Below are 21,214 nucleotides of genomic sequence, written 5' to 3'. Positions count from 1 at the left end.
AGGCATTTAAAAAAAAATAGAAAAATATGAAAAGAATTATTCACATTTTAACCATTGTTTTAGCCTTTTATCGTTTTGCAGATGCGCAGGGCTATAAAAATCCGGTAATTTCTGGTTTTCATCCTGATCCGAGTGTATGCCGGGTTGGCAATGATTATTATTTGGTGACCAGTAGTTTTGAATACTTTCCCGGGGTTCCGGTATTTCACAGTAAAGATTTAATTAACTGGACAAAAATCGGACACTGCCTTACGCGCCCTTCCCAGCTTAAACTAGATAAATGTGGTTCTTCGGCAGGTATTTATGCCCCAACCATCCGTTATCACGAAGGGCGTTTTTATATGGTTACCACCAATGTTTCGGCAGGAGGGAATTTTTATGTGCATACCGACGATCCTGCCGGCGAATGGTCTCAGCCCATTTTTGTAGAACAGGGTGGTATTGACCCTACTTTATATTTTGAAGACGGCAAAAGTTATTTCATCTCGAATGGCAAGGGCATTACTATTAGTGAAATAGACCTTAAAACGGGAAAAAGACTTACCGAAAGCAAAATCGTTTGGGGTGGTACAGGAGGGCGTTATCCCGAATCACCGCATCTTTATAAAAAAGACGGTTGGTATTATATGCTTATTTCGGAAGGTGGTACCGAATACGGACATAAAATGACCATTGCACGGAGCAGATCAATTTATGGGCCTTATGACTCAAATCCTGCTAACCCGATTTTAACCCATATCAATGAAAACGCACAAAGCAACCCTATCCAAGGTACCGGACATGGCGATTTTGTTCAGGCCCATGATGGCTCATGGTGGGTAGTTTTTCTGGGGTTTCGACCTCAAAGTTTGCTCCATCATGTACTAGGGCGCGAAACGTTTTTGGCACCGGTAAGATGGGATACAAACGCCTGGCCGGTAATAAATGGCAATGGTACAGTAGATCTTGATATGAAAGTGCCTACCTTACCTTTAAAACCTGTAAAGCAACCTGATTATTCAACCAGTTTTAATGAAAGTAAATTAGGCGTTGATTGGGTCTACCTCCGAAATCCATTCATAAAGTATTATTCGCTTACAGAGAAAAAAGGCTCATTAAGACTCAAATCAAGCCCGATTACTTTGGATGAGCATGATTCGCCCACATTTGTTGGCCGCAGACAGGAGCATATCGATTTTTCAGCTACTACTTTACTATCTTTAAAGAATGCAACGGAAGATGACCAGGCTGGAATAACGGCTTATTATTCGCCTCAGGCGCATTATGATCTCTTTCTAAAAAAATCGAAAGATGGTAAGCATAAAGTATTTTTAAATTATAAAATGGGCGTACTCAACCATCTCGCAAACGAAGTCGAGATTCCTGGTGATCATGTTTATTTACAGGTAAAAGGTGATAAGGACTTTTACTCGTTTTATTATTCAATTGATGGTAAAGAATTTAAGTTTTTAAATAAGATAAACGTATGGTATCTGAGTTCCGAAACCAATGGAGGCTTTACCGGCGTTTTACTTGGTTTGTATGCCCAGTCCAAAAATAAAAATACTAAAGCCTATGGAGATTTTGATGAATTTATATACAAACCAACGCTTTAGATGAGTGAAAAAAAAGAGATAACATTATTGTATAAATGGATTGGAATGATTTTATCCATGCTGCTGGTAGCGGATATCACTTATGCGCAGACTGCCATGATTAATGTTGCATCCAGGAAGGCAATCAGCTTGAACGGAGAGTGGAATGTTATCCTTGATCCTACTGGTATAGGCGAATGGAGACAAATCTGGTTAGAAAACAAAGCCAAATCAAAAACCGATTTTGTAGAATATTCTTTTGAAGGTAGCCCGACATTGAAAGTACCTGGCGATTTCAACTCGCAGATGCCTGAACTTACCTATTTTGAAGGAGTAGTTTGGTATAAAAAGGAATTTAGTTGTACGCCAGTCAAAAATAAAAGGCTCTTTATCCATTTTGGTGCCGTAAATTATCTGGCCACTGTTTACCTTAACGGTAAAAAGATCGGAAGCCACGAAGGAGGTTTTACGCCATTTCAATTTGAAATAACTGAAGGAGTCAGATCCGGAATTAATGCATTGGTGGTTAAGGTAGATAATAAACGCCTTCAAAACGGGCTTCCAGGTTTAGGTTATGACTGGTTAAATTACGGCGGCATCACCCGCGATGTAAATCTGATCCAGACAGCTACAACCTATATTGAAGATTATAGCATACAGCTTATTAAAGGAAGCCGTAAAGAAGTAAAAGGGTGGATTAAATTAAACGGTGTAAATAGGGAACAAACGGTAAAGATCCAAATTCCTGAGTTAGGTTTGGCATATTCGGCTAAGTCAGATCGCATGGGCTTGGCTAAACTACACTTTACTGGTGCTTTTAAATTGTGGTCGTTAGAAAATCCCAAACGTTACCGGGTATCTGTTGAAAGCGAAACCGACAGCATCAACGATGAAATTGGTTTTAGAAATGTAGAAGTTGCAGGAAGCAGGGTTCTATTGAATGGTAAGGTTGTTTTTCTCAAAGGAATCAACATTCATGAAGAAAACCCGTATAAGGGTGCGAGGGCGTTTTCAAAAGAAGATGCAATCCTGCTCCTCAATCAGGCAAAAGCACTTTGTTGCAACATGGTGCGCCTGGTACATTATCCGCATAATGAACATATCATTAATGAGGCCGAAAAAATGGGCTTAATGGTATGGAGCGAGCTACCGGTTTACCAGCATATTGAATTTTCAGATACCGCAGTTGTATCAAAAATGGATCTGATGCTCAAAGAAATGATTCGCCGGGACAGGAACCGCTGTACTGTGGTGATCTGGAGCCTGTCAAACGAAACCTATGATGGTACACCTAACCGTACCAAGGCGCTTGCTACATTGACTCAGGTATGCCGTCAGCTCGATTCTACCAGGCTGATCACACATGTGACCAATAGTCAGTCCTATAACAATAATTCTTTTAAAGTAGTAGATAGCCTTTACAAATATGCCGATATCATTTCAATTAATGAATATATAGGCTGGTATATGCCCTGGCAAGGTAAGCCAGAAAATGTAAGCTGGAAAATGGCCTTTCCAGGTAAGCCTGTTTTTATTTCTGAATTTGGAGGAGAAGCCTTATTTGGCAATGTTAGTGGAGCCGCAGACGAGGCTGCTTCCTGGAGAGAAGAATATCAGCAGCAAATTTATATCAACCAGCTCAAAATGTTTAATAATATCCCCAATCTTTGCGGAGTTGCTCCATGGCTTTTGTTTGATTACCGTTCATTAGGCAGAATGCACCCGGTTTATCAGAAAGGATATAACAGAAAGGGCCTGTTGTCAGAAAAGGGAGAAAAAAAACTGGCCTGGTATACGATGGAACAATATTATAAAAGAAAATGAAAAATATCAGTATAAAACGAACTGCATTGGTTTTAGGCTGTTTAATGGCCACAATCAATGTTTTTGGTCAAAGTAAACAGATCAATCTTTGGGATGGAGAGGTGCCGGGTGCAATCGCTAATGTCAACTACAAACAGCAGGTAGATTCTGCAAATAGCTGGATGAGTCTGATCTCAAAACCGATGCTTGAGGTGTATCCTGCCCCGGCAGAAAAAGCCAATGATACTGCCGTAATTATATGTCCTGGGGGAGGCTATTCTGGCCTGGCCATTGCACATGAGGGAAAAGAAGTGGCCAAATGGTTAAATAGCCTCGGAATTACGGCTATCGTATTAAAATATCGACTGCCAAGCGATGCGATTATGACGAATAAGGCGATAGGACCTTTACTGGACGGGCAGCAAGCTATTCGTTTGGTAAGGCATAACGCTAAAACTTGGAAAATCAATCCTGATAAAATCGGGATCATGGGATTTTCAGCTGGTGGGCATCTGGCTGCAACGATATCAACCCATTCTTTAGAAAAGGTATCGGGCATTAAAGATACAACCAATGTGCGGCCAAATTTTTCGATCCTGATTTATCCCGTTATATCCATGCAGGAAAATATTACCCATAAAGGGTCAAAAGTAAATTTGCTGGGTGAAAATGCAGCGATAGAAAGGGTAAACTATTTTTCAAATGAATTACAGGTTAATGCCGAAGCACCACCTGCGTTTTTGGTTCATTCTATGGATGATAAGGCAGTTCCGGTACAGAATAGTATAGCGTACGCACTCGCTATGGAGAAAAACAATGTACCATGCGAACTTCATATATATCAGTCAGGTGGGCATGGTTATGGACTAGCCCATAATAAAAACACCGAATCATCATGGCCTGAAGCCTGCCAAAAATGGATGAAGATGAGGGGATATATTAATGAGTAGTATTAAATTAACAAGATGAAGAAATATTTATTAGTGTTCCTGTTATCCATGTGCTGTGGAATTATAGTAAAATCGCAGACTGCAGGTGCCTATTTTCCGGAAAAAGATTTGATTACCACCGGAATTTACTATTACCCAGAACATTGGAAAGAAAATCAGTGGGAGCGCGATATCAAAAAGATTTCCGAAATGGGTTATGAGTTTGTTCACCTGGCAGAATTTGCCTGGTTTAAAATGGAGCCCGAAGAAGGGCATTTTGATTTTGCCTGGCTGGATAAAGTTGTAAATCTCTGTGCAAAATATAAACTTAAAGTAGTAATGTGTACCCCATCTGCAACAACACCGGCCTGGATGCGTGTAAATTATCCCGAAACTTTTATCATGGATGGGCATTACATCCGGGCTGAACATGGAACAAGGGGATTGGGCTCGATCGTTAATTCGAAGTATCGGTTATTTGTTCAAAAAATTGTAAATGAAATGGCAAAACGTTATGGTAAAAACAAAAATATAACCGGCTGGCAGCTTGATAATGAGCCAGATGCCAAACCTGATTATAGCCTATCATCGCAGGAGGCTTTCAGGCAATGGTTAAAAAACAAATATAAAACAATCAATGCCTTAAATGATGCCTGGGGTACCGCTTTTTGGAGCCAGTGGTATAACAGTTTCGATCAGGTGATGATCCACAATACCAGTTTGGTGGGGTGGTGGGGAAATAACCCGCATGCTTTGCTCGATTTTAAACGTTACTGTGCTGATACACAGGCTGAATTTCTTGATTTTCAGGCTGGGCTATTGAGAGAAAGCATTTCCAAAGCACAATACGTTACCACCAATTATACAGCCGTTTCAACCGGGGCCGACCCTGGCAGAACAAAAAAAGTAGATTTTGCAGCTTACACGGCATATCCCAACGGGGGCAGTGATAATATTGGCGAAACTGGCTTCAGGTTGGGCGATAGTAGGGTACTGCTTTTTGCATCTGCTTATTATCAGCAATTGGGTGGATTATCGGGAGTAATGGAAATTCAACCTGGTCCCGTAAACTGGGGAAGTTATAACCCGCTGCTTTTACCTGGTACGGTGCGTATGTGGCTGTACCATTCGTTTGCAACAGGTGGAAAACTGGCTTGCTCATACCGTTTCAGGCAGATATTGTATGGGGCAGAACAGTACCATTCGGGCGTAGTTCAAACGGATGGTACAACACCATCACCAGGAGGAGAGGAGTACATTCAGTTTAACAAAGAGATTAAACAACTGCGTAAATTGTATAAATCAGGGGCAAAAATGCCAGAAAAACTCGCCAAACGCTCTACAGCTATACTTTGGAACCTGGAAAATTACTGGTCGATAGACAGGCAAAAACAAACCAGCCAATGGGATACATGGGGATATCCTGTTAAATTTATGGAGATCGCAAAATCGCTTGGCGCACCGGTAGATGTCATTAATGAAACGGCTGATTTTTCTAAGTTTAAGGTTCTGATTGTACCAGCTTACGAAATGGCTGATGCCGTGCTGATTAAAAAATGGCAAAATTACGTGGCAAAAGGTGGACATTTGGTCATCACCTGTCGTACGGCAACCAAAAACAGGATGGGGCATTTTTGGGAGGAGCAAACTGCTGCACCGATAACTGATTTAATAGGAGCCGAAATCCTGTCGACAGATATGCTTTCATCGCATAATAAAGGTGATGTGCAGATCGCCTCAAAGCATTATAACTGGAATAGCTGGGCAGATTTGCTTCAGGCCAGATCAAATTCAACAGTTGTTGGTACTTATCAAAACCAGTTTTATAAAGGCAAACCTGCCGTGGTGAAGCGTAATATTGAAAAAGGAACAGTAACTTATATTGGGGTAGCTACAACCGATTTTGAATTGGAAAAAGATATTTTGGCCAATGCATATACCGATGCAGGAGCCACAACTGAAAATTATCCTAAAGGGATTTATGTTTATTGGAGAGATGGATATTATTTCGCGGTAAATTATTCTTCTGCTGATTATACATTTAATCTCCCTAAAACAGCACAGCTTATTATTGGAAAGAAAACTCTGGAGCCTGCCGGTGTAATAGTCTGGACTGAATAAACAGGCCCTATTACAGCTTGTATCTCCGTATTTATTTTAAATTAGCCATATTTACGCTAACCAAATGATTATAAATTTATGCTTTAGCAGATTTTTTTGCTAAGCAGATAGACCCGATTTTAATAAAAAATATGTTCCGGTTTTTAGCCCTGATCTTTGCGCTGGTTTGGCATCATTTACTTTATGCTCAGGATAATCCTTATCGGTTTTCTCGTATTGATATTACCAATGGTTTATCTGATAACCAAACTAATGCAATATATAAAGACCATATGGGCTTTATGTGGTTTGGAACCAGGGCCGGACTGAGTAGATTTGACGGGCATGATTTCAAAATTTTCAGGCACAATTCAAAAGATAGTTCAAGTTTACCCAATGGTTACGTGGTCGATATTTTTGAAGGGCCTGAGCAGGAATTGTGGGTTAAATCCAATGAAGGTTATGCTATTTATGACCGTACCAGCGAAAAGTTTGAACGCTTTCAGCAAAAACATTTTAATAAATACAAGATTCCAAGCGGATACCTGAGGGATGTAAGAACTGGTGCCAGAGGGAATTTATATTTTAATGTTCAAAATCAGGGTATTTATGGTTATAATTCCAAAAACGTTTCAACGCAGAAATATATATTGAAGGGTGAACGGATTGATGAAATAGAAAATGTTTCTGTAAGTGATTTTATTGATGATTTGAAAGGGAATTTATGGGTGATTTATGCCAATGGCATACTGGATAAATTTAATTTAAAACAGCAACGCGTTACGCAACGGTTTAATGAGGTTGATGCACATTTTTCTGGTCAGATTACCGTATATAGCCTCGGTCGTGATTCGGCTGGTGATATCTATATTTACAGTGGCCCCAATCCTTTTGGCCTATTTTATCTCCATGCAACAAGCGGAACTTTTCGTTATTTCGGCAAAAAAGAAGATCATACTGGGCTTAGCTCCAAAAATGTAAGCCGTGTAATTGAAGGAGATGATGGAAAAATCTGGATTGGTACCGATCATGGCGGAATTAATATCCTGGATAAAAAGACCAACCGCTTAAACTATATTCAAAGTAGAGACAACGATCCGCGAAGCTTAAGCGATAACAGTATTTCAGCTTTGTATAAGGATAACAACAATATTATCTGGATTGGCACCTTTAAAAAAGGAATCTGTTTCTATCATAAAAGCATTTACAAGTTTCCTGTTAACCATTATCTGGCAGGTAAAAACGCCATTAAGAAAGATGTAAATTGTTTTGCAGAAGATAACGATGGCAATCTGTGGATTGGCACCAACGGGGAGGGCTTGTTAAAGTTAAACAAAGCAACTGGCGAGATTAAAACTTACCACAACAATCCCAGCGAGACTAATTCTCTAAGTAGTGATATTGTAGTAAGCCTGGAAACAGATCATGAAGGCATATTATGGATTGGTACTTACTTAGGCGGTCTTGATGCTTTTGATGGTAAAAATTTCAGGCATTTTAAGCCAGGCTCAGACCCATCAAAACTATCAGATAACCGCGTTTATGCTTTGCTTGAAGATGCTGATAATAGGATTTGGGTAGGTACTTTAAATGGTGGAGTTGATGTATTGGACCGTCAGAACGGAACATTTAAACATTTCAATCCAAACGTCAAAAATACACTGAACTCTTTCATTGTTTCCTGTTTATATAAAGATAGAAATAATAATATCTGGATTGGCACTACCGGTGGCGTTAATATATTTGATTATAAAAGCGCTACATTCAAATATCTAAAAAATAACCCTGCAGACAGCAACAGTTTGATCCAGAACGATGTAAATTCTATTTTGCAGGATACACGTGGGTGGATGTGGATCGGAACACGTGAAGGAATCAGTGTGTATGATCCTGCTACCCGCATATTTAAAAACCTTAACGAAACAAATGGCCTTCCTGAAGATATGGTGTTCGAGCTTCTGGAGGATGAATATCACCACCTCTGGTATAGTTCCAGCAAAGGTCTTTATAAAATTTCGGTAATCCCTAATGGGAAAAACTATCAGTTTAGGTATAGTAAATACAGCCAGTCTGATGGGCTGGAAAGTACCCAGTTTAATATAAATGCCGCGGGAAAAACCAAAGCGGGTGAACTGATTTTTGGAGGGCCAACCGGCTTTAATATATTCAAAGCAAGCGAAATCAGAAACAATAAGTTCCCTGCCGCATTAGTAATGACCGACCTTGAAGTATTTTACCATAAGGTGCGTGTAGGAGAATCTATCAATGGGCATATTGTTTTGCCGGAAGCCATTACCTCGCTCAAGGATTTAAACCTCACCTACAAGGAAAATATCTTTTCCATTCAGTTTGCGCTGCTCAATTATTTTAATCCACATAAAATCATCTATAAATATAACCTCGAAGGCTTTGATAAACGCTGGCTTACCGTATCTTCTGAACTGCGAAAAGCAACCTTTACCAATCTCGATCCAGGAAATTATACCCTTCATGTAAGGGCTTTTTACGAAAACGATACTATTCCCGTTGCTGAATCAAACCTGAATATTACGGTTACACCTCCTTTCTGGAGAACTACCTGGGCCTATTTGCTGTACCTGGCTATAATCGGTTTTTTGCTTTTGTATATACGTAACAGGGGAATAAATAAACTCAGACGGGAGTTTGCTTTGGAACAGGAAAGGGCTGAGGCACTTCAACTGCGGGCACAGGACCGTAAAGAGGCAGAAAGCTTGCGGGAACTAGATTTACTGAAAATTAAATTTTTAACTAACCTTAGCCACGAATTCAGGACACCTATTTCATTAATTCTTGCACCAGTTGACAAGTTATTGATTGCTGCTAAAGAAAATGAGCGGTATGGGCAGCTGGCCATGATTAAAAGAAACGCAAAGCGTTTATTAAACCTGGTAAATCAATTGCTGGATTTTCGTAAACTGGAAGAACAGGAACTGCGCTTAAACAATACTGAGGGCGAAGTCGTGTCATTTATTAAAGATGCTACAGATTCTTTTTATGATCTGGCCGAACGTAAGCAGATAAAACTCACTTTTGCCAGCCCCATTGAAAGCCTTTATGCCTATTTTGATCAGGATAAAGTGGAGCGTATTGTATTTAATTTGCTTTCTAATGCATTTAAATTTACGCCGCCAGGCGGAAAAGTTGAGGTGATGTTACACAGACGCTTAAATAAGGCCGAAGATGGTAAAATCCTCTTGGAATTGAAGATACAGGATTCTGGAATAGGTATTCCGGCTGATAAGCAGGCCCAAATTTTCGATCGCTTTTTTCAACATGAAACTTCGGCATCTATTCTTAATCAGGGATCTGGTATTGGGCTTTCCATTACAAAAGAATTTGTAAAAATGCAGGGTGGTGAAATAAGCGTGGAAAGTGAGCCCGGGCAGGGAACCTGTTTTACAGTGCAGCTTCTATTGGCACCTGTTTTGGAAGATCAGCAGCTTAATTACAATACTGCAGAAGATTTCTCTATTCAATACGGTGCGGATAATAAAGAAAAAACGGAAAAAGAACGGACAGATAAACGTGCCTTAACAAAAAATGCCCCTGTAATTTTGCTGGTAGAAGATAATGAGGATTTTAGATTTTACCTTAAAGATAACCTGAGCACTTATTATAAAATAGTAGAAGCCTCGAACGGTAAGGAGGGTTGGCAAAAAGCGCTGGCTTTGCATCCGCATTTAATCGTTTCCGATATCAGTATGCCAGAAATGAGCGGTACGGAACTTTGTGCAAAGTTAAAATCAGATGAACGGACGAGACATATTCCAATCATCTTGTTAACGGCTTTAACTGCCGAGGAAGAGCAATTAAAAGGATTGGAAACCGGGGCAAATGATTATATGACCAAACCTTTTAATTTCGAAATTTTGCATTCAAAGATTAAAAACCTGCTCACGCTGCATCAAACCTTTAAAAAAACCTATTCACGGCAGGTCAGCATGTCTTCACCGGAAATGGAGATCGAGTCAGACGATGTAAAATTCCTGAATACTGCATTGTTGTATATTGAAGAAAACCTCCACAATTCCCAGTTATCTGTAGAAGACCTCAGCAGCCACATGGCCATGAGCAGGGTTTCGCTCTATAAAAAATGCCTGAGGGTAACTGGTAAAACCCCTGTTGATTTTATCAGGTCTGTTAAGCTGGAAAAGGCGGCAGTTTTACTGGAAAAAAGTACTAAAACCATATCCGAAATATGTTACATGGTTGGGTTTAGTACGCCAAATTATTTTGCCAAGGCATTTAAGGCCAAATATAATGTACTCCCGTCAGAATATATCGCGGAAAAAAGGAATTAGAGTTAAAACCAGGACCTTATTAACTTGTAGTTTTTTTCAATTTTGACATGCAGGCCGTCGAAAGCTTCGCCAGGCGGTATTCTACACCTCAAATGATTTCATGTTAACATTTCTACTTACATATTTAACATTACTGCTCTGCATAAAAAGGGGTGATACTGTAGCTTTGAACCATCAAAATCAAACAATACTATTCTGACCATTAAATATTTTATCCCTTTATGAAACGATTCGCTTTTTTTATACTGTTTTTGCTCGTTACAACGAAACTGCTTGCGGTAGATGCTGTTGAAACGTTGCAGAATGGTATAAAGGTACACCCCAAAACAGGCGCTGCAAAGACAATTGAAATAAATGTTATAAACAGCCAGATTATACGGGTACAGGCTTCGCCGCAGAATAAAATTCCACAGGTTAAGAGCCTTTGCGTGTTGCCTGGACTTCAATCAAATGCTGCTTTCAAGGTCACGCAAAATGCATCATTTGCCCAGCTTTCTACTCAGGATATTACTGTAAAAATTTCATTGGTTTCAGGTCAGATTTCATTCACTGATCGGGCTGGGAAAGTGCTGCTTCAGGAGACTAAAAGAACTTTCAGCCCTATAGCAGTTGATAACGATAAGGGATATACTTTTCAGCAGGTTTTTACCGGTATACCTGGCGAGGCTATCTATGGTCTTGGACAGCATCAGTCTGATGATTTTAATTATAAACATAAAAGCGAAGATCTTTTTCAGTACAATACCAAAGTTTCCGTTCCTTTCATCATGTCTACAAAAAATTATGGTATTTTATGGGACAATTATTCGCAGAGCAAATACGGTGATCCCAGAGATTACAAAGACCTCAACCAGTTTACACTTTTTAATAAAAATGGCAAGCAAGGTGCGCTAACCGCAACCTATACCAACAAGGGCAGTGCTGCTATTGTCCGTCAGGAGTCGGCCATAGATTATGAAAACCTCACAACAGTAAAGAAATTTCCAGTAAATTTTAATTTTAATAACGGCGCTGTAGTTTGGGAAGGATCAATCCTTCCCAACAATACAGATATTTATAAATTTAGCCTTTATTATGCTGGTTATACGAAAGTTTGGCTGGATGGCAAATTGGTAGTACCAGAGCGTTGGCGCACGTCATGGAATCCGAACACGTTCAGGTTTTCGTTCCCATTAACAAAAGGAAAGCGGAGCAAAATAAAATTAGAGTGGAAACCCGATGGTGGTGTTTCTTATGTTGGCCTTAAAGCACTTTCTTCCTCGCCAATAGAGAAAAATGGTAATATATCTTTTTGGTCGGAAATGGGCGATAAGATGGACTATTATTTCGTGGCAGGTAAAAATATGGACGAGGTAATCAGTGGTTACCGTACACTAACGGGTAAGGCGAGTATTATGCCAATATGGGCTATGGGTTTTTGGCAAAGCCGTGAGCGCTATAAAACTCAGGATGAACTGTTAAATGTGGTAAACGAATACCGGAAGCGTAAAATTCCGCTTGACAATATTGTGCTTGATTGGAGTTATTGGCCAGAAAATGCCTGGGGTAGCCATCAATTCGACCTGAAAAGATTTCCTGATGCCAAAGGGATGGTAGATTCCGTGCACCAGGAAAATGCCCATATCATGATTTCGGTATGGCCTAAATTTTATACCACAACAAAACATTTTAAACAGTTTAGCGATAAAGGCTGGATGTACATGCAGGCGGTGCAAGACAGTATACGCGATTGGATCGGGGAGGGCTATGTCGGTTCTTTTTATGATGCTTACAATCCCGATGCACAAAAACTCTTCTGGAAACAGATGAAGGATAACCTGTATGTGAAGGGGATTGATGCCTGGTGGATGGATGCTTCTGAACCCAACATCCGTGATTGTACCGATATGGATTACCGTAAAAAATTGTGTGGTCCTACTGCGTTAGGTTCTTCTACAAAATACTTTAATGCCTATGCACTGATGAATGCAAATGCGATTTATAACGGACAGCGTGAAGCCGATCATAACAAGCGGGTATTTCTGTTAACCAGATCTGGTTTTGCGGGTTTACAACGGTATTCTACCGCTACCTGGAGTGGCGATATCGCATCAAGGTGGGAAGACCTTAAAGCACAAATTCCTGCAGGATTAAATTTTGCCATGTCTGGCATTCCCTTCTGGACAATGGATATTGGTGGCTTTTGCGTAGAAAAAAGATATGGAGATAGCCAGCTTCTTTTCGATAAAACAGGAAAGGAAACCGAAGACCTTAAAGAATGGCGTGAACTTAACCTGCGCTGGTTCCAGTTTGGCGCATTCTGTCCGCTTTTCCGGAGTCATGGTCAGTTCCCATACCGCGAAATCTATAACCTGGCACCGGAAGGCCATCCGGTTTACAAAAGCCTGGTTTATTATGATGAACTTCGTTACCGCCTGATGCCTTATATCTACTCGCTTGCAGGAATGGCCTACCATAAAGATTATACTCTAATGCGTTCGCTTGCAATGGATTATGCGGCAGATCAAAAAACATATACCATAAGCGATCAGTTTCTTTTTGGTTCTGGCCTAATGGTTAGTCCGGTTTATAATTACAAAGCCCGTAGCCGCGAAGTTTATTTTCCTGCCGGAAACCCCTGGTACGATTTCTATAGTGGGAAACAGATAGAAGGCGGACGGAAGCTAAGTATAGAAGCCCCGCTAGAGCGCATTCCTCTTTTTGTGCCTGGAGGAGCTATTTTACCTGTTGGTGAAGTCATGCAGTATAGTTCAGAAAAGAAAGCCGATGATATCGAGATCCGGGTTTACAAAGGCAAGGATGGAAAGTTTAGTTTATACGAGGATGAAGGCAACAACTATGATTACGAAAAAGGTGCTTTTTCTACCATCGACTTTGAATATTTAAACGATCAGGATAAGCTGACCATCCATAAACGCAAAGGCAGTTTCAACGGCATGTTAAGTAACAGAACTTTCCGCATAGTGATTATTGGGAAAAATAATAAACAGGAGCAGGTTGTTCGCTATAATGGTAACGAAATAGCGATAAAGTTTTAACAGATAGTTTCTACATATACAATAATTAATGAAATCTTTATTACTAACGATAACCATTGCCTGTGCTTCCCTGTTGGCGGGTGCTCAGCAAGAGCGACCAGTTTATCTTGATTTGCGGCAACCGTTGGAGAAGCGGGTTGAAAATGCGCTTTCGCTGATGACCACCGAAGAGAAAGTGTCACTATGTTATGCGCAATCAAAATTCAGTTCAAAAGGGGTGCCCCGCCTAGGCATCCCTGAAGTTTGGACCGATGATGGACCTCATGGCGTCCGGGAAGAAGTTTTATGGGATGAATGGGGAGGAGCAGGCTGGACGAATGACTCTTGTACCGCTTTCCCGGCATTAACCTGCCTGGCAGCTTCCTTTAATCCGAAGTTATCTTTGCTTTATGGGCAATCAATAGGTGAAGAAGCCCGTTATCGCAATAAAACGGTATTGTTGGGGCCAGGAGTAAATATTTACCGTACACCGCTAAACGGACGGAATTTTGAATATTTGGGTGAAGATCCTTATTTAAGTTCGTGTATGGTGGTTCCTTATATTCAGGGCGTTCAATCTCAGGGCGTAGCTGCCTGTGTAAAACATTTTGCACTAAACAATCAGGAAGAGTGGAGGGGGCATATCAATGTTGATTTAAGTGACCGTGCGTTAAACGAAATTTATTTACCTGCTTTCAAGGCCGCGGTGCAGGAAGGTAAGGCATGGTCCATAATGGGATCGTATAATCAGTTTAGAGGCCAACATTGCTGTCATAATGATCTATTGTTGAACCAAATCTTAAAAAGGGATTGGTCATTTGATGGCGTGGTAATTAGTGATTGGGGTGGCGTTCACAGTACAGATCAGGCGGTTAATAATGGGCTAGACCTGGAAATGGGTACATACACCGATGGTTTAACCACTAAGGGCAAATTTCCATACTCAGCATATTATCTGGCCAACCCTTTTCTGAAAGGCATTAAAGAAGGAAAATATGATATGGCTTTGCTTGATGATAAAGCACGCCGCATATTAAGGTTGATTTTTCGAACCACGATGAGCGAAAACAGGCCTTTTGGACGTTTCGTTTCACCAGAACATAGTGAGGCAGCACGTAAGATAGCACAGGAAGGAATTGTACTTTTAAAGAATGAAAATAAGTTTTTCCCTGTTCCAAGCGGAAAATTCAAAAAAATCGCAGTCATTGGAGAAAATGCCGGCCGGAGCCTGGTTATTGGTGGAGGATCATCATCACTTAAGGTAGCTTATGAAAAATCGCCTTTGGCTGGGTTGATTGATAAATACGGTAAAGATCACATTGTTTATAGCCTTGGATATGCTTCCGGACCATCGCTTTATGGGCGAGAGGAGCCTTCAAAACTAAATGCCGATTCTCTGGCCGCTGCGGCAATAGCCGTTGCTAAACAAGCAGATATTGTACTTTTTATTGGTGGGCTTAATAAAAATCATTTTCAGGATTGTGAAGGTGGTGATCGCCGTTCGCTAGACCTTCCTTTCGGGCAGGACACACTGATTGATGCCCTGCTAAAAGTTAATAAAAACACTGCTATCGTGTTACTTAGCGGGAACGCCGTTACCATGCCATGGATAAATAAAGTGCCTGCAATTATGCAGGGATGGTATCTTGGCTCTGAAGCCGGAAGTGCATTGGCAGATGTAATTTCTGGCGAAGCGAATCCTTCCGGTAAATTACCTTTCTCTTTTCCAAAAAAACTGGAAGATAATGCCGCGCATTTTTACGGTAAAATTTCCTATCCCGGTGATAGTATTAATCAGTTTTACAAAGAGGATATCCTGGTGGGGTACCGTTGGTTTGATACAAAAAAAATATTGCCTCAATTTGCATTTGGTTATGGCCTTTCCTATACTAATTTCGATTTAGGGACACTATCATCCGATAAAAAATTATATAGTAAAAGCGACACTTTACATATTTCATTCACCCTTAAAAATACTGGAACAAAATACGGTGCTGAAGTAGCGCAATTGTATGTGACTGACCCTGTTTGTACCGTGGAACGACCGTTAAAAGAACTTAAAGCCTTTGAGAAGGTATTCCTGAAACCCGGAGAAACCAAGAAAGTGGAAATGAGTTTAAAAGTAGAAAATTTTGCTTTTTATGATGAAACTACACACAACTGGAACGTCGAAGCAGGTGAATTTATCCTCCAGCTAGGCAATTCTTCTGATCACATTTCCCAGAAACTTAAAATTATGGTTAAATAGCATTACAGAAACATCTAAATAATATTTTAATTGTACTCAATCAGAGTTAAGTTGGTTTCAAGCAAAAAACTTAAGAAATACTTGAGAGAATATAATATTTTTCACATAAACTACTGTAAATTAATGACTTGTGTTTGTGAGGTATTAGACTCATAATCTTTTGGTCCCTGGTTCGAGCCCAGGTGGGCCCACTGACAAAAAATCGCCCTTCAGTATATTCTGAAGGGCTTTTTTGTGCGTTTTAGAGCTGATTTGACATTGTTTTTAAACAAATTGACTAATTCAGAGCCGTTATGTTTGGCAGTTTTTTTGATTAATTTATAGTATTAACACCTTGAGAAAAACTTGAGACCCCAACAAAAACTTGAGAAATACTTGAGAAAAATGAGGTTGCAAACTAAATTTTTTAACTATGGCAACAGTCTCCACAACTATAATCAAAGGCGGCCAAAAGTCGAATGGAACTTGGAATGTGAAAATTAGAGTTTGGCACAAAAAACAGTCAGCCTATATCGACACGATTCATTTCGTCAATATAAAACAACTTTGGGAAAAAAGCCCTAATAGCGACTCCCTTATCATAAAGAATAAATTTATACTGAAACGAATCGCCGCTGATTTAAGAAAGTATAGAGAATGGATAGGTGATAACGAACACCATGTGGCCAAATTATCGGCTAAACATGTAAGGGACAAGCTAGTTAATTTAAAGAAGGGAGATTTGACAGAAATTGAGAGATAAATACCAAAAAGCAAATAACGCAGGAAATAATCCCTTTCCCAAAATTACTTTATCCTTGGCCTGTCGTCTGCTTTTACCCATTCATCATGTTTGCAATTGATGCATTCGGCTTTTTGTTCTTCATTGATGTTGTGAACTTTGCCGCAGAAGCTACAGGCATAAAGTCCGGCAAGATCTACAATTTTGGACGCTTTCGCAAATTCTTTGGGCATGATCGGCAGGCCTGGCTGCACCTCTTCATCTGGAAAAAAGAAGATGCTTACGCAGCCAGAAGTTTCCAGTATGGCCGTTTTAACCTGACCGAGATGGGAAACGCCCTGTTGCCGCAGTTCGGAAAAGAACTCATCCTGGGCGAGGGTTTCTTTCCGAAATTCATTTACGGAGAATATGCCCCCCTCAATGATGTAGGTAGCTTTGCCTTCAACCAGGTCGTCAAACCGCTTGCTTTTAGCCATTAGGTAGGTGGTAAGCCTGTAGGCACCTACAATGATGGCGAATATGGCTAAAGGTACCATAAGCCCTATTTCCTTATAAAACATTGGATCTCCGGCTGCGGAACCCAGACTGATGATGACTACCATTTCAAATACCGATAACTGTCCTACCCCGCGCTTGCCAAGAAGCCTTAGCCCGATGAGTATGATAAAGTACATCAGTATGGTGCGTATGGCAATTTCGATGAGAAATCCCCACTGTTCTTCACCTACCATGATTTTTGTCCAGTCGATATCCTGCATATTGAAATTTATTTTGTGTGAATCAGTTTAAAGTAACACCCTAAGTTAAATGTAAATATTTCTCAAAAGTTGATCTGCCTGGAATTCCTCACCAATAAATGGGCATCAATGGTTTTGGTCAGATCTTCTTTTGTACTCTTATGACAGCCCCGGCAGCCGGGCCAGTGCGCTCATCACAGTGCCACAAATATTTTTTTACCTCGCTGATTCAAAAGCCTGCACACTTCTATTCCGATCCAATCTGGCAAAATGAAGTCAGGTTGAATAAATCCGGATTCAGGTTGATTTGATAAAAATCATTTACCCGGGCAGGTGCTTTAATCCGAAAACCTTTTCTGATACCGCATATTAATGATATTGGCCATGCGGGGATCACTTGTCAAGATGTAGATATTTATTTGCGCAATAGATTAGGATGGTCGGGTTTCAGGTCTGTGGATTGAAATATTCGAGCGGCATGAAATGCCTGTATTTATTCTTGTTCACCATTAGAAGTTTCAGTGCTGCCCTCTTCATACTTTTTTTCTCCATTTTCATCCTCATGTACAATAAGCGAATGCGGTGCGGCAGATGATGGATTGCTTCCGGTCCCCGAGATCTCGGGTATGGTTAGTATGTCGTTGTTATTGTCTGCTGAGGGTTGAATTGCTTCACTGTTCCCCAATGCGGCCTGGGCAAGTTGCTCCTGGTTAGTAAGACCTTCTTCCTGCTGTTCTTTTTTGTTTGCGTTGTTTTCCATAATTTCTTTATTGTAGGTTAACATTTAAAACAGTTCGATAGTTTGCTTAATGCGAAAATGTAAGTTGGCCGATTTTGGTAAGGGAAAAATTCAGAACTATAAAAGCCTGTTCTATAGCCGCCTGAGTTTAGATTACTCAGGAATTTGCTTCTCTTCAAATTGTCACCTGGGAAACTTCTTACCAGCCGGAGCCTCTGACCGTTTGCTTCAGGAGTAACCTGAAAAAGCGTTTGCCTTTAGCCCCTTTTCCGCTCAGGCTGATGTTTTTATCAAGCAAAGATTAATGTCGCTCAGGTCAATTTCTTAGTTGTTATTTCCATAACACTTCTCAATAGCCTATATTTGTTGATAGATTTTTATATCCTTGCGAAACATCACCTCTCTTTTCAATCGTTACTATCGTACTGCATTTGGTATTATCTGCCTGATACTGGTTTTTGTTTACAGCAAGCGGTATGGTTACATGCTTTTCCATACTTTGGTTGAACTCTTTTCCATCGTAATCGCTTTCGCGGTGTTTATTGTGGCCTGGAATTCCAGAAAAATGCAGGACAACAAATACCTGCATGTTGTGGGAATATCCTATCTGTTTATTGGCGCTCTGGATCTGTTACATACTTTGAGCTATAAGGGGATGAATATCATTCCGTTACCGGGATACCCCGCCAACCAGTTCTGGGTGGCAACACGTGGCATGGAGGCAATGATTTTTCTAGGCGGTTTTTTAATGATTGGGCGCAAACGAAAAATTAATACCGAACTGCTTTTCCTCCTATATTTTGTGGTGACTTCACTCATTGCTGCAAGCATTTTGGTATGGAAAGTATTTCCCGTTTGTTTTGTGCCGGGAGCTGGTCAAACCCTTTTCAAGGTGGTATGTGAGTACGTTATCATCTTATTTTTATTTGTAAGCTTATTCTTGCTTTACCGGAGAAGGGCTAATTTTGACCGGAAAACTTACCATCTTCTTTCAGGGTCTATTATAGTTGCCATTCTAAGTGAATGTTGCTTTGCCACTTATACATCAAACTACGGACAGTTAAATGAGTGGGGACATTATGGGAAACTGATTTCTTTCTTTCTTATTTACAAAGCCAATGTGCAAATGGCTTTTGATAAGCCCATGGCAAGTATTTTTCGTGAGCTTAAGGCCAGCGAGACGGAGTATAAGACTTTGGCTGAAAATCTTCCGGATCTGATCATGCGTTTTGATGAAAACCTGGATTGTATCTATGTCAATCAGGAAATCAGTAAGCTTCCACCGTTTGCTGATTCAGATGTTCAATCGTTGAGTAAAAGAATCTGGAATGAATTGAAACAGGCACTTGTTATCAGAAAAAATATTGCCGGAGAATTAGAGGCAGGCATGCAGGAAAGCCGCTATTATTTTTCATTTCATATCATTCCGGAAATCTTAGATGACGCTTCTGAGGTTAGACTTTTGGTTATATTCAGGGATATTACTATTGTAAGGAAGGAGAAACTTCATCTATCGAAACTTCTTGATACCCTACCACAACAAGTATGGACGGCCAGGGCTGATGGTACAATTGATTATATTAACGGCGTGATCATCCGTGATTTTGCACTCGATCCTGAATCCCCTTTTGGTATCGGCTGGCAACACTACGTTCATCCTGATGATTTGCAGGAATGTATAAGGGTGTGGATGCTTTCACTTGGTAATGGTACCGAATATCAAGTCCAGTTTAGATTGAAAATGGCTGATGGTCAATATCTATGGCATTTGGGGAGGGCCGTGCCTATTTTCGAAAATGGTGAGGTTATATTATGGATTGGTTCGAATACCAATATAGACCTGCAAAAGAAAGGAGAGGAGCAGCGGGATGAATTTATTTCTATTGCTTCGCACGAGTTGAAAACACCATTAACCAGTATTAAAGCATTTAATCAACTGCTCGCAAGAACCAATGATCTTGATCGGGCAAAATCTTACTTACAAAAAGTAGATCTCGCTACGACTAAACTGGAGAGCCTGATTAACGATTTGCTGGACGTAAGTAAGATCAATGCAGGTAAGCTCCAGTTCAATAAATCGATTTTCAATCTTAACCAGCTGATTCAGGAATGCTGCGAAAACCTTCAGCTAAGCGTTAATACCCATCGGATCATCTTTACAGCGAACGAACAAATTAATATATATGCCGATCGTTTCAGGATTGAACAGGTAATCGATAATTTACTCAGCAATGCCGTTAAATATTCTCCCAGTGCAGATGTGGTAAATGTTACGTTCAGGGTTGAACAGGAATCGATTATTATCGCAGTCGAAGATCATGGTATAGGTATAGATAGTGAGGAGCTAGAAAAACTTTTCGACCGTTATTACCGATCAGATAATGCTGCGGGGCGCTTTGGCGGACTGGGTTTAGGCCTTTTTATTTCTTCCGAAATTATTAAAGCTCATCAGGGTACATTCTGGATCGAAAGTGAACTCGGGATAGGAACTACAGTTTACATACGCGTTCCAATGAGCGAAACTGGGATTACAAAAGGTTCGGTTGCAAAAGGACTTAACTATAGCGATGAATACCTGACCATTAGTTACAATGATCAGCAAGACTGGATGGAAGCAAACTGGACCGGGCATCAGAATTTTAAAAGTGTGCAAAACGGGGGGCTTCAGATGATAGAGATGCTTAGGTCATCAGGACTTAAAAAAGTGCTTAATGATAATCGAGAAGTGCTTGGAAATTGGTCGGAGGCATCAGATTGGGTGGGAAAGGTTTGGTTTCCGATGATGATTGAAGCTGGCCTGCAGGATTTTGCCTGGATTTTTTCTCGAAGTATCTTTGCGCAACTTGCCGCTCAAAAAAGTTTCGATGTATCGGACGGTAAAGCCAATGTTCGCTTTTTTTACGACATGGAGGAAGCCAAACGCTGGTTGAAGGAAACCAACAAGGTTAAGCCTTTGTGATTTTTAATAAGGTCTGAATTGAAGATAAATCCGGTAGCAGGATTTATCTTCAGTATATAAACTTT

Annotated in this window: 11 protein-coding genes; 9 read left to right on the top strand and 2 right to left on the bottom strand. The window is 40.4% G+C overall.

Annotated elements, in window-relative coordinates; genetic code table 11:
* Positions 1 to 26 precede the first annotated feature (26 nt).
* The 8 genes from BM107_RS03670 (at position 27) to BM107_RS03635 (ending at position 16,735) form a co-directional block, all read left to right on the top strand.
* Entirely contained in the window at positions 27 to 1,595 is a 1,569-nt protein-coding gene (locus BM107_RS03670; RefSeq protein WP_090980394.1) for a glycoside hydrolase family 43 protein, read from the top strand.
* Complete coding sequence (locus BM107_RS03665) at positions 1,596 to 3,398, top strand: glycoside hydrolase family 2 protein (protein ID WP_244278717.1); 1,803 nt, start codon at positions 1,596 to 1,598, stop codon at positions 3,396 to 3,398. It abuts the gene before it with no gap.
* The gene (locus BM107_RS03660) at positions 3,395 to 4,327 is read left to right on the top strand and encodes an alpha/beta hydrolase (RefSeq protein ID WP_090980392.1); all 933 of its coding nucleotides are present in this window, start codon (positions 3,395 to 3,397) and stop codon (positions 4,325 to 4,327) included. The genes BM107_RS03665 and BM107_RS03660 overlap by 4 nt, the downstream gene beginning before the upstream one ends.
* Positions 4,328 to 4,342: 15 nt before the next feature.
* A complete protein-coding gene (locus BM107_RS03655; RefSeq protein WP_090980390.1) occupies positions 4,343 to 6,427 on the top strand; it encodes a beta-galactosidase in 2,085 nt (694 codons plus the stop codon).
* A 131-nt stretch (positions 6,428 to 6,558) separates the two neighbouring features.
* A complete protein-coding gene (locus BM107_RS03650; protein WP_090980387.1) occupies positions 6,559 to 10,728 on the top strand; it encodes a hybrid sensor histidine kinase/response regulator transcription factor in 4,170 nt (1,389 codons plus the stop codon).
* Between the two features lie 221 nt (positions 10,729 to 10,949).
* Positions 10,950 to 13,766, top strand: coding sequence for a TIM-barrel domain-containing protein (locus BM107_RS03645; RefSeq protein ID WP_090980385.1), 2,817 nt, complete (start codon positions 10,950 to 10,952; stop codon positions 13,764 to 13,766).
* A 28-nt stretch (positions 13,767 to 13,794) separates the two neighbouring features.
* The gene (locus tag BM107_RS03640) at positions 13,795 to 15,993 is read left to right on the top strand and encodes a beta-glucosidase (RefSeq protein ID WP_090980383.1); all 2,199 of its coding nucleotides are present in this window, start codon (positions 13,795 to 13,797) and stop codon (positions 15,991 to 15,993) included.
* Positions 15,994 to 16,405: 412 nt separating this feature from the next.
* Positions 16,406 to 16,735, top strand: coding sequence for a hypothetical protein (locus tag BM107_RS03635; RefSeq protein WP_090980381.1), 330 nt, complete (start codon positions 16,406 to 16,408; stop codon positions 16,733 to 16,735).
* Positions 16,736 to 16,779: 44 nt separating this feature from the next.
* Here the strand turns inward: BM107_RS03635 and BM107_RS03630 are convergent, their stop codons facing one another.
* Both BM107_RS03630 and BM107_RS03625 read right to left on the bottom strand, forming a co-directional pair.
* Positions 16,780 to 17,472, bottom strand: a complete 693-nt coding sequence (locus tag BM107_RS03630) for a DUF421 domain-containing protein (protein ID WP_208864323.1) — start codon at positions 17,470 to 17,472, stop codon at positions 16,780 to 16,782.
* A 472-nt stretch (positions 17,473 to 17,944) separates the two neighbouring features.
* Positions 17,945 to 18,211, bottom strand: a complete 267-nt coding sequence (locus tag BM107_RS03625; protein WP_134203404.1) for a hypothetical protein — start codon at positions 18,209 to 18,211, stop codon at positions 17,945 to 17,947.
* A gap of 364 nt (positions 18,212 to 18,575) precedes the next feature.
* On the opposite strand from BM107_RS03625, the gene BM107_RS03620 reads away from it, so the two are divergent.
* Positions 18,576 to 21,149: an MASE3 domain-containing protein gene (locus tag BM107_RS03620; protein ID WP_134203405.1), complete on the top strand. Its 2,574-nt coding sequence runs from the start codon at positions 18,576 to 18,578 to the stop codon at positions 21,147 to 21,149.
* Positions 21,150 to 21,214 lie beyond the last annotated feature (65 nt).

The sequence above is a fragment of the Pedobacter suwonensis genome (assembly GCF_900111825.1).
GTDB classification, from domain to species: domain Bacteria; phylum Bacteroidota; class Bacteroidia; order Sphingobacteriales; family Sphingobacteriaceae; genus Pedobacter; species Pedobacter suwonensis.
This window is presented reverse-complemented; position numbering and strand designations above follow the sequence as displayed.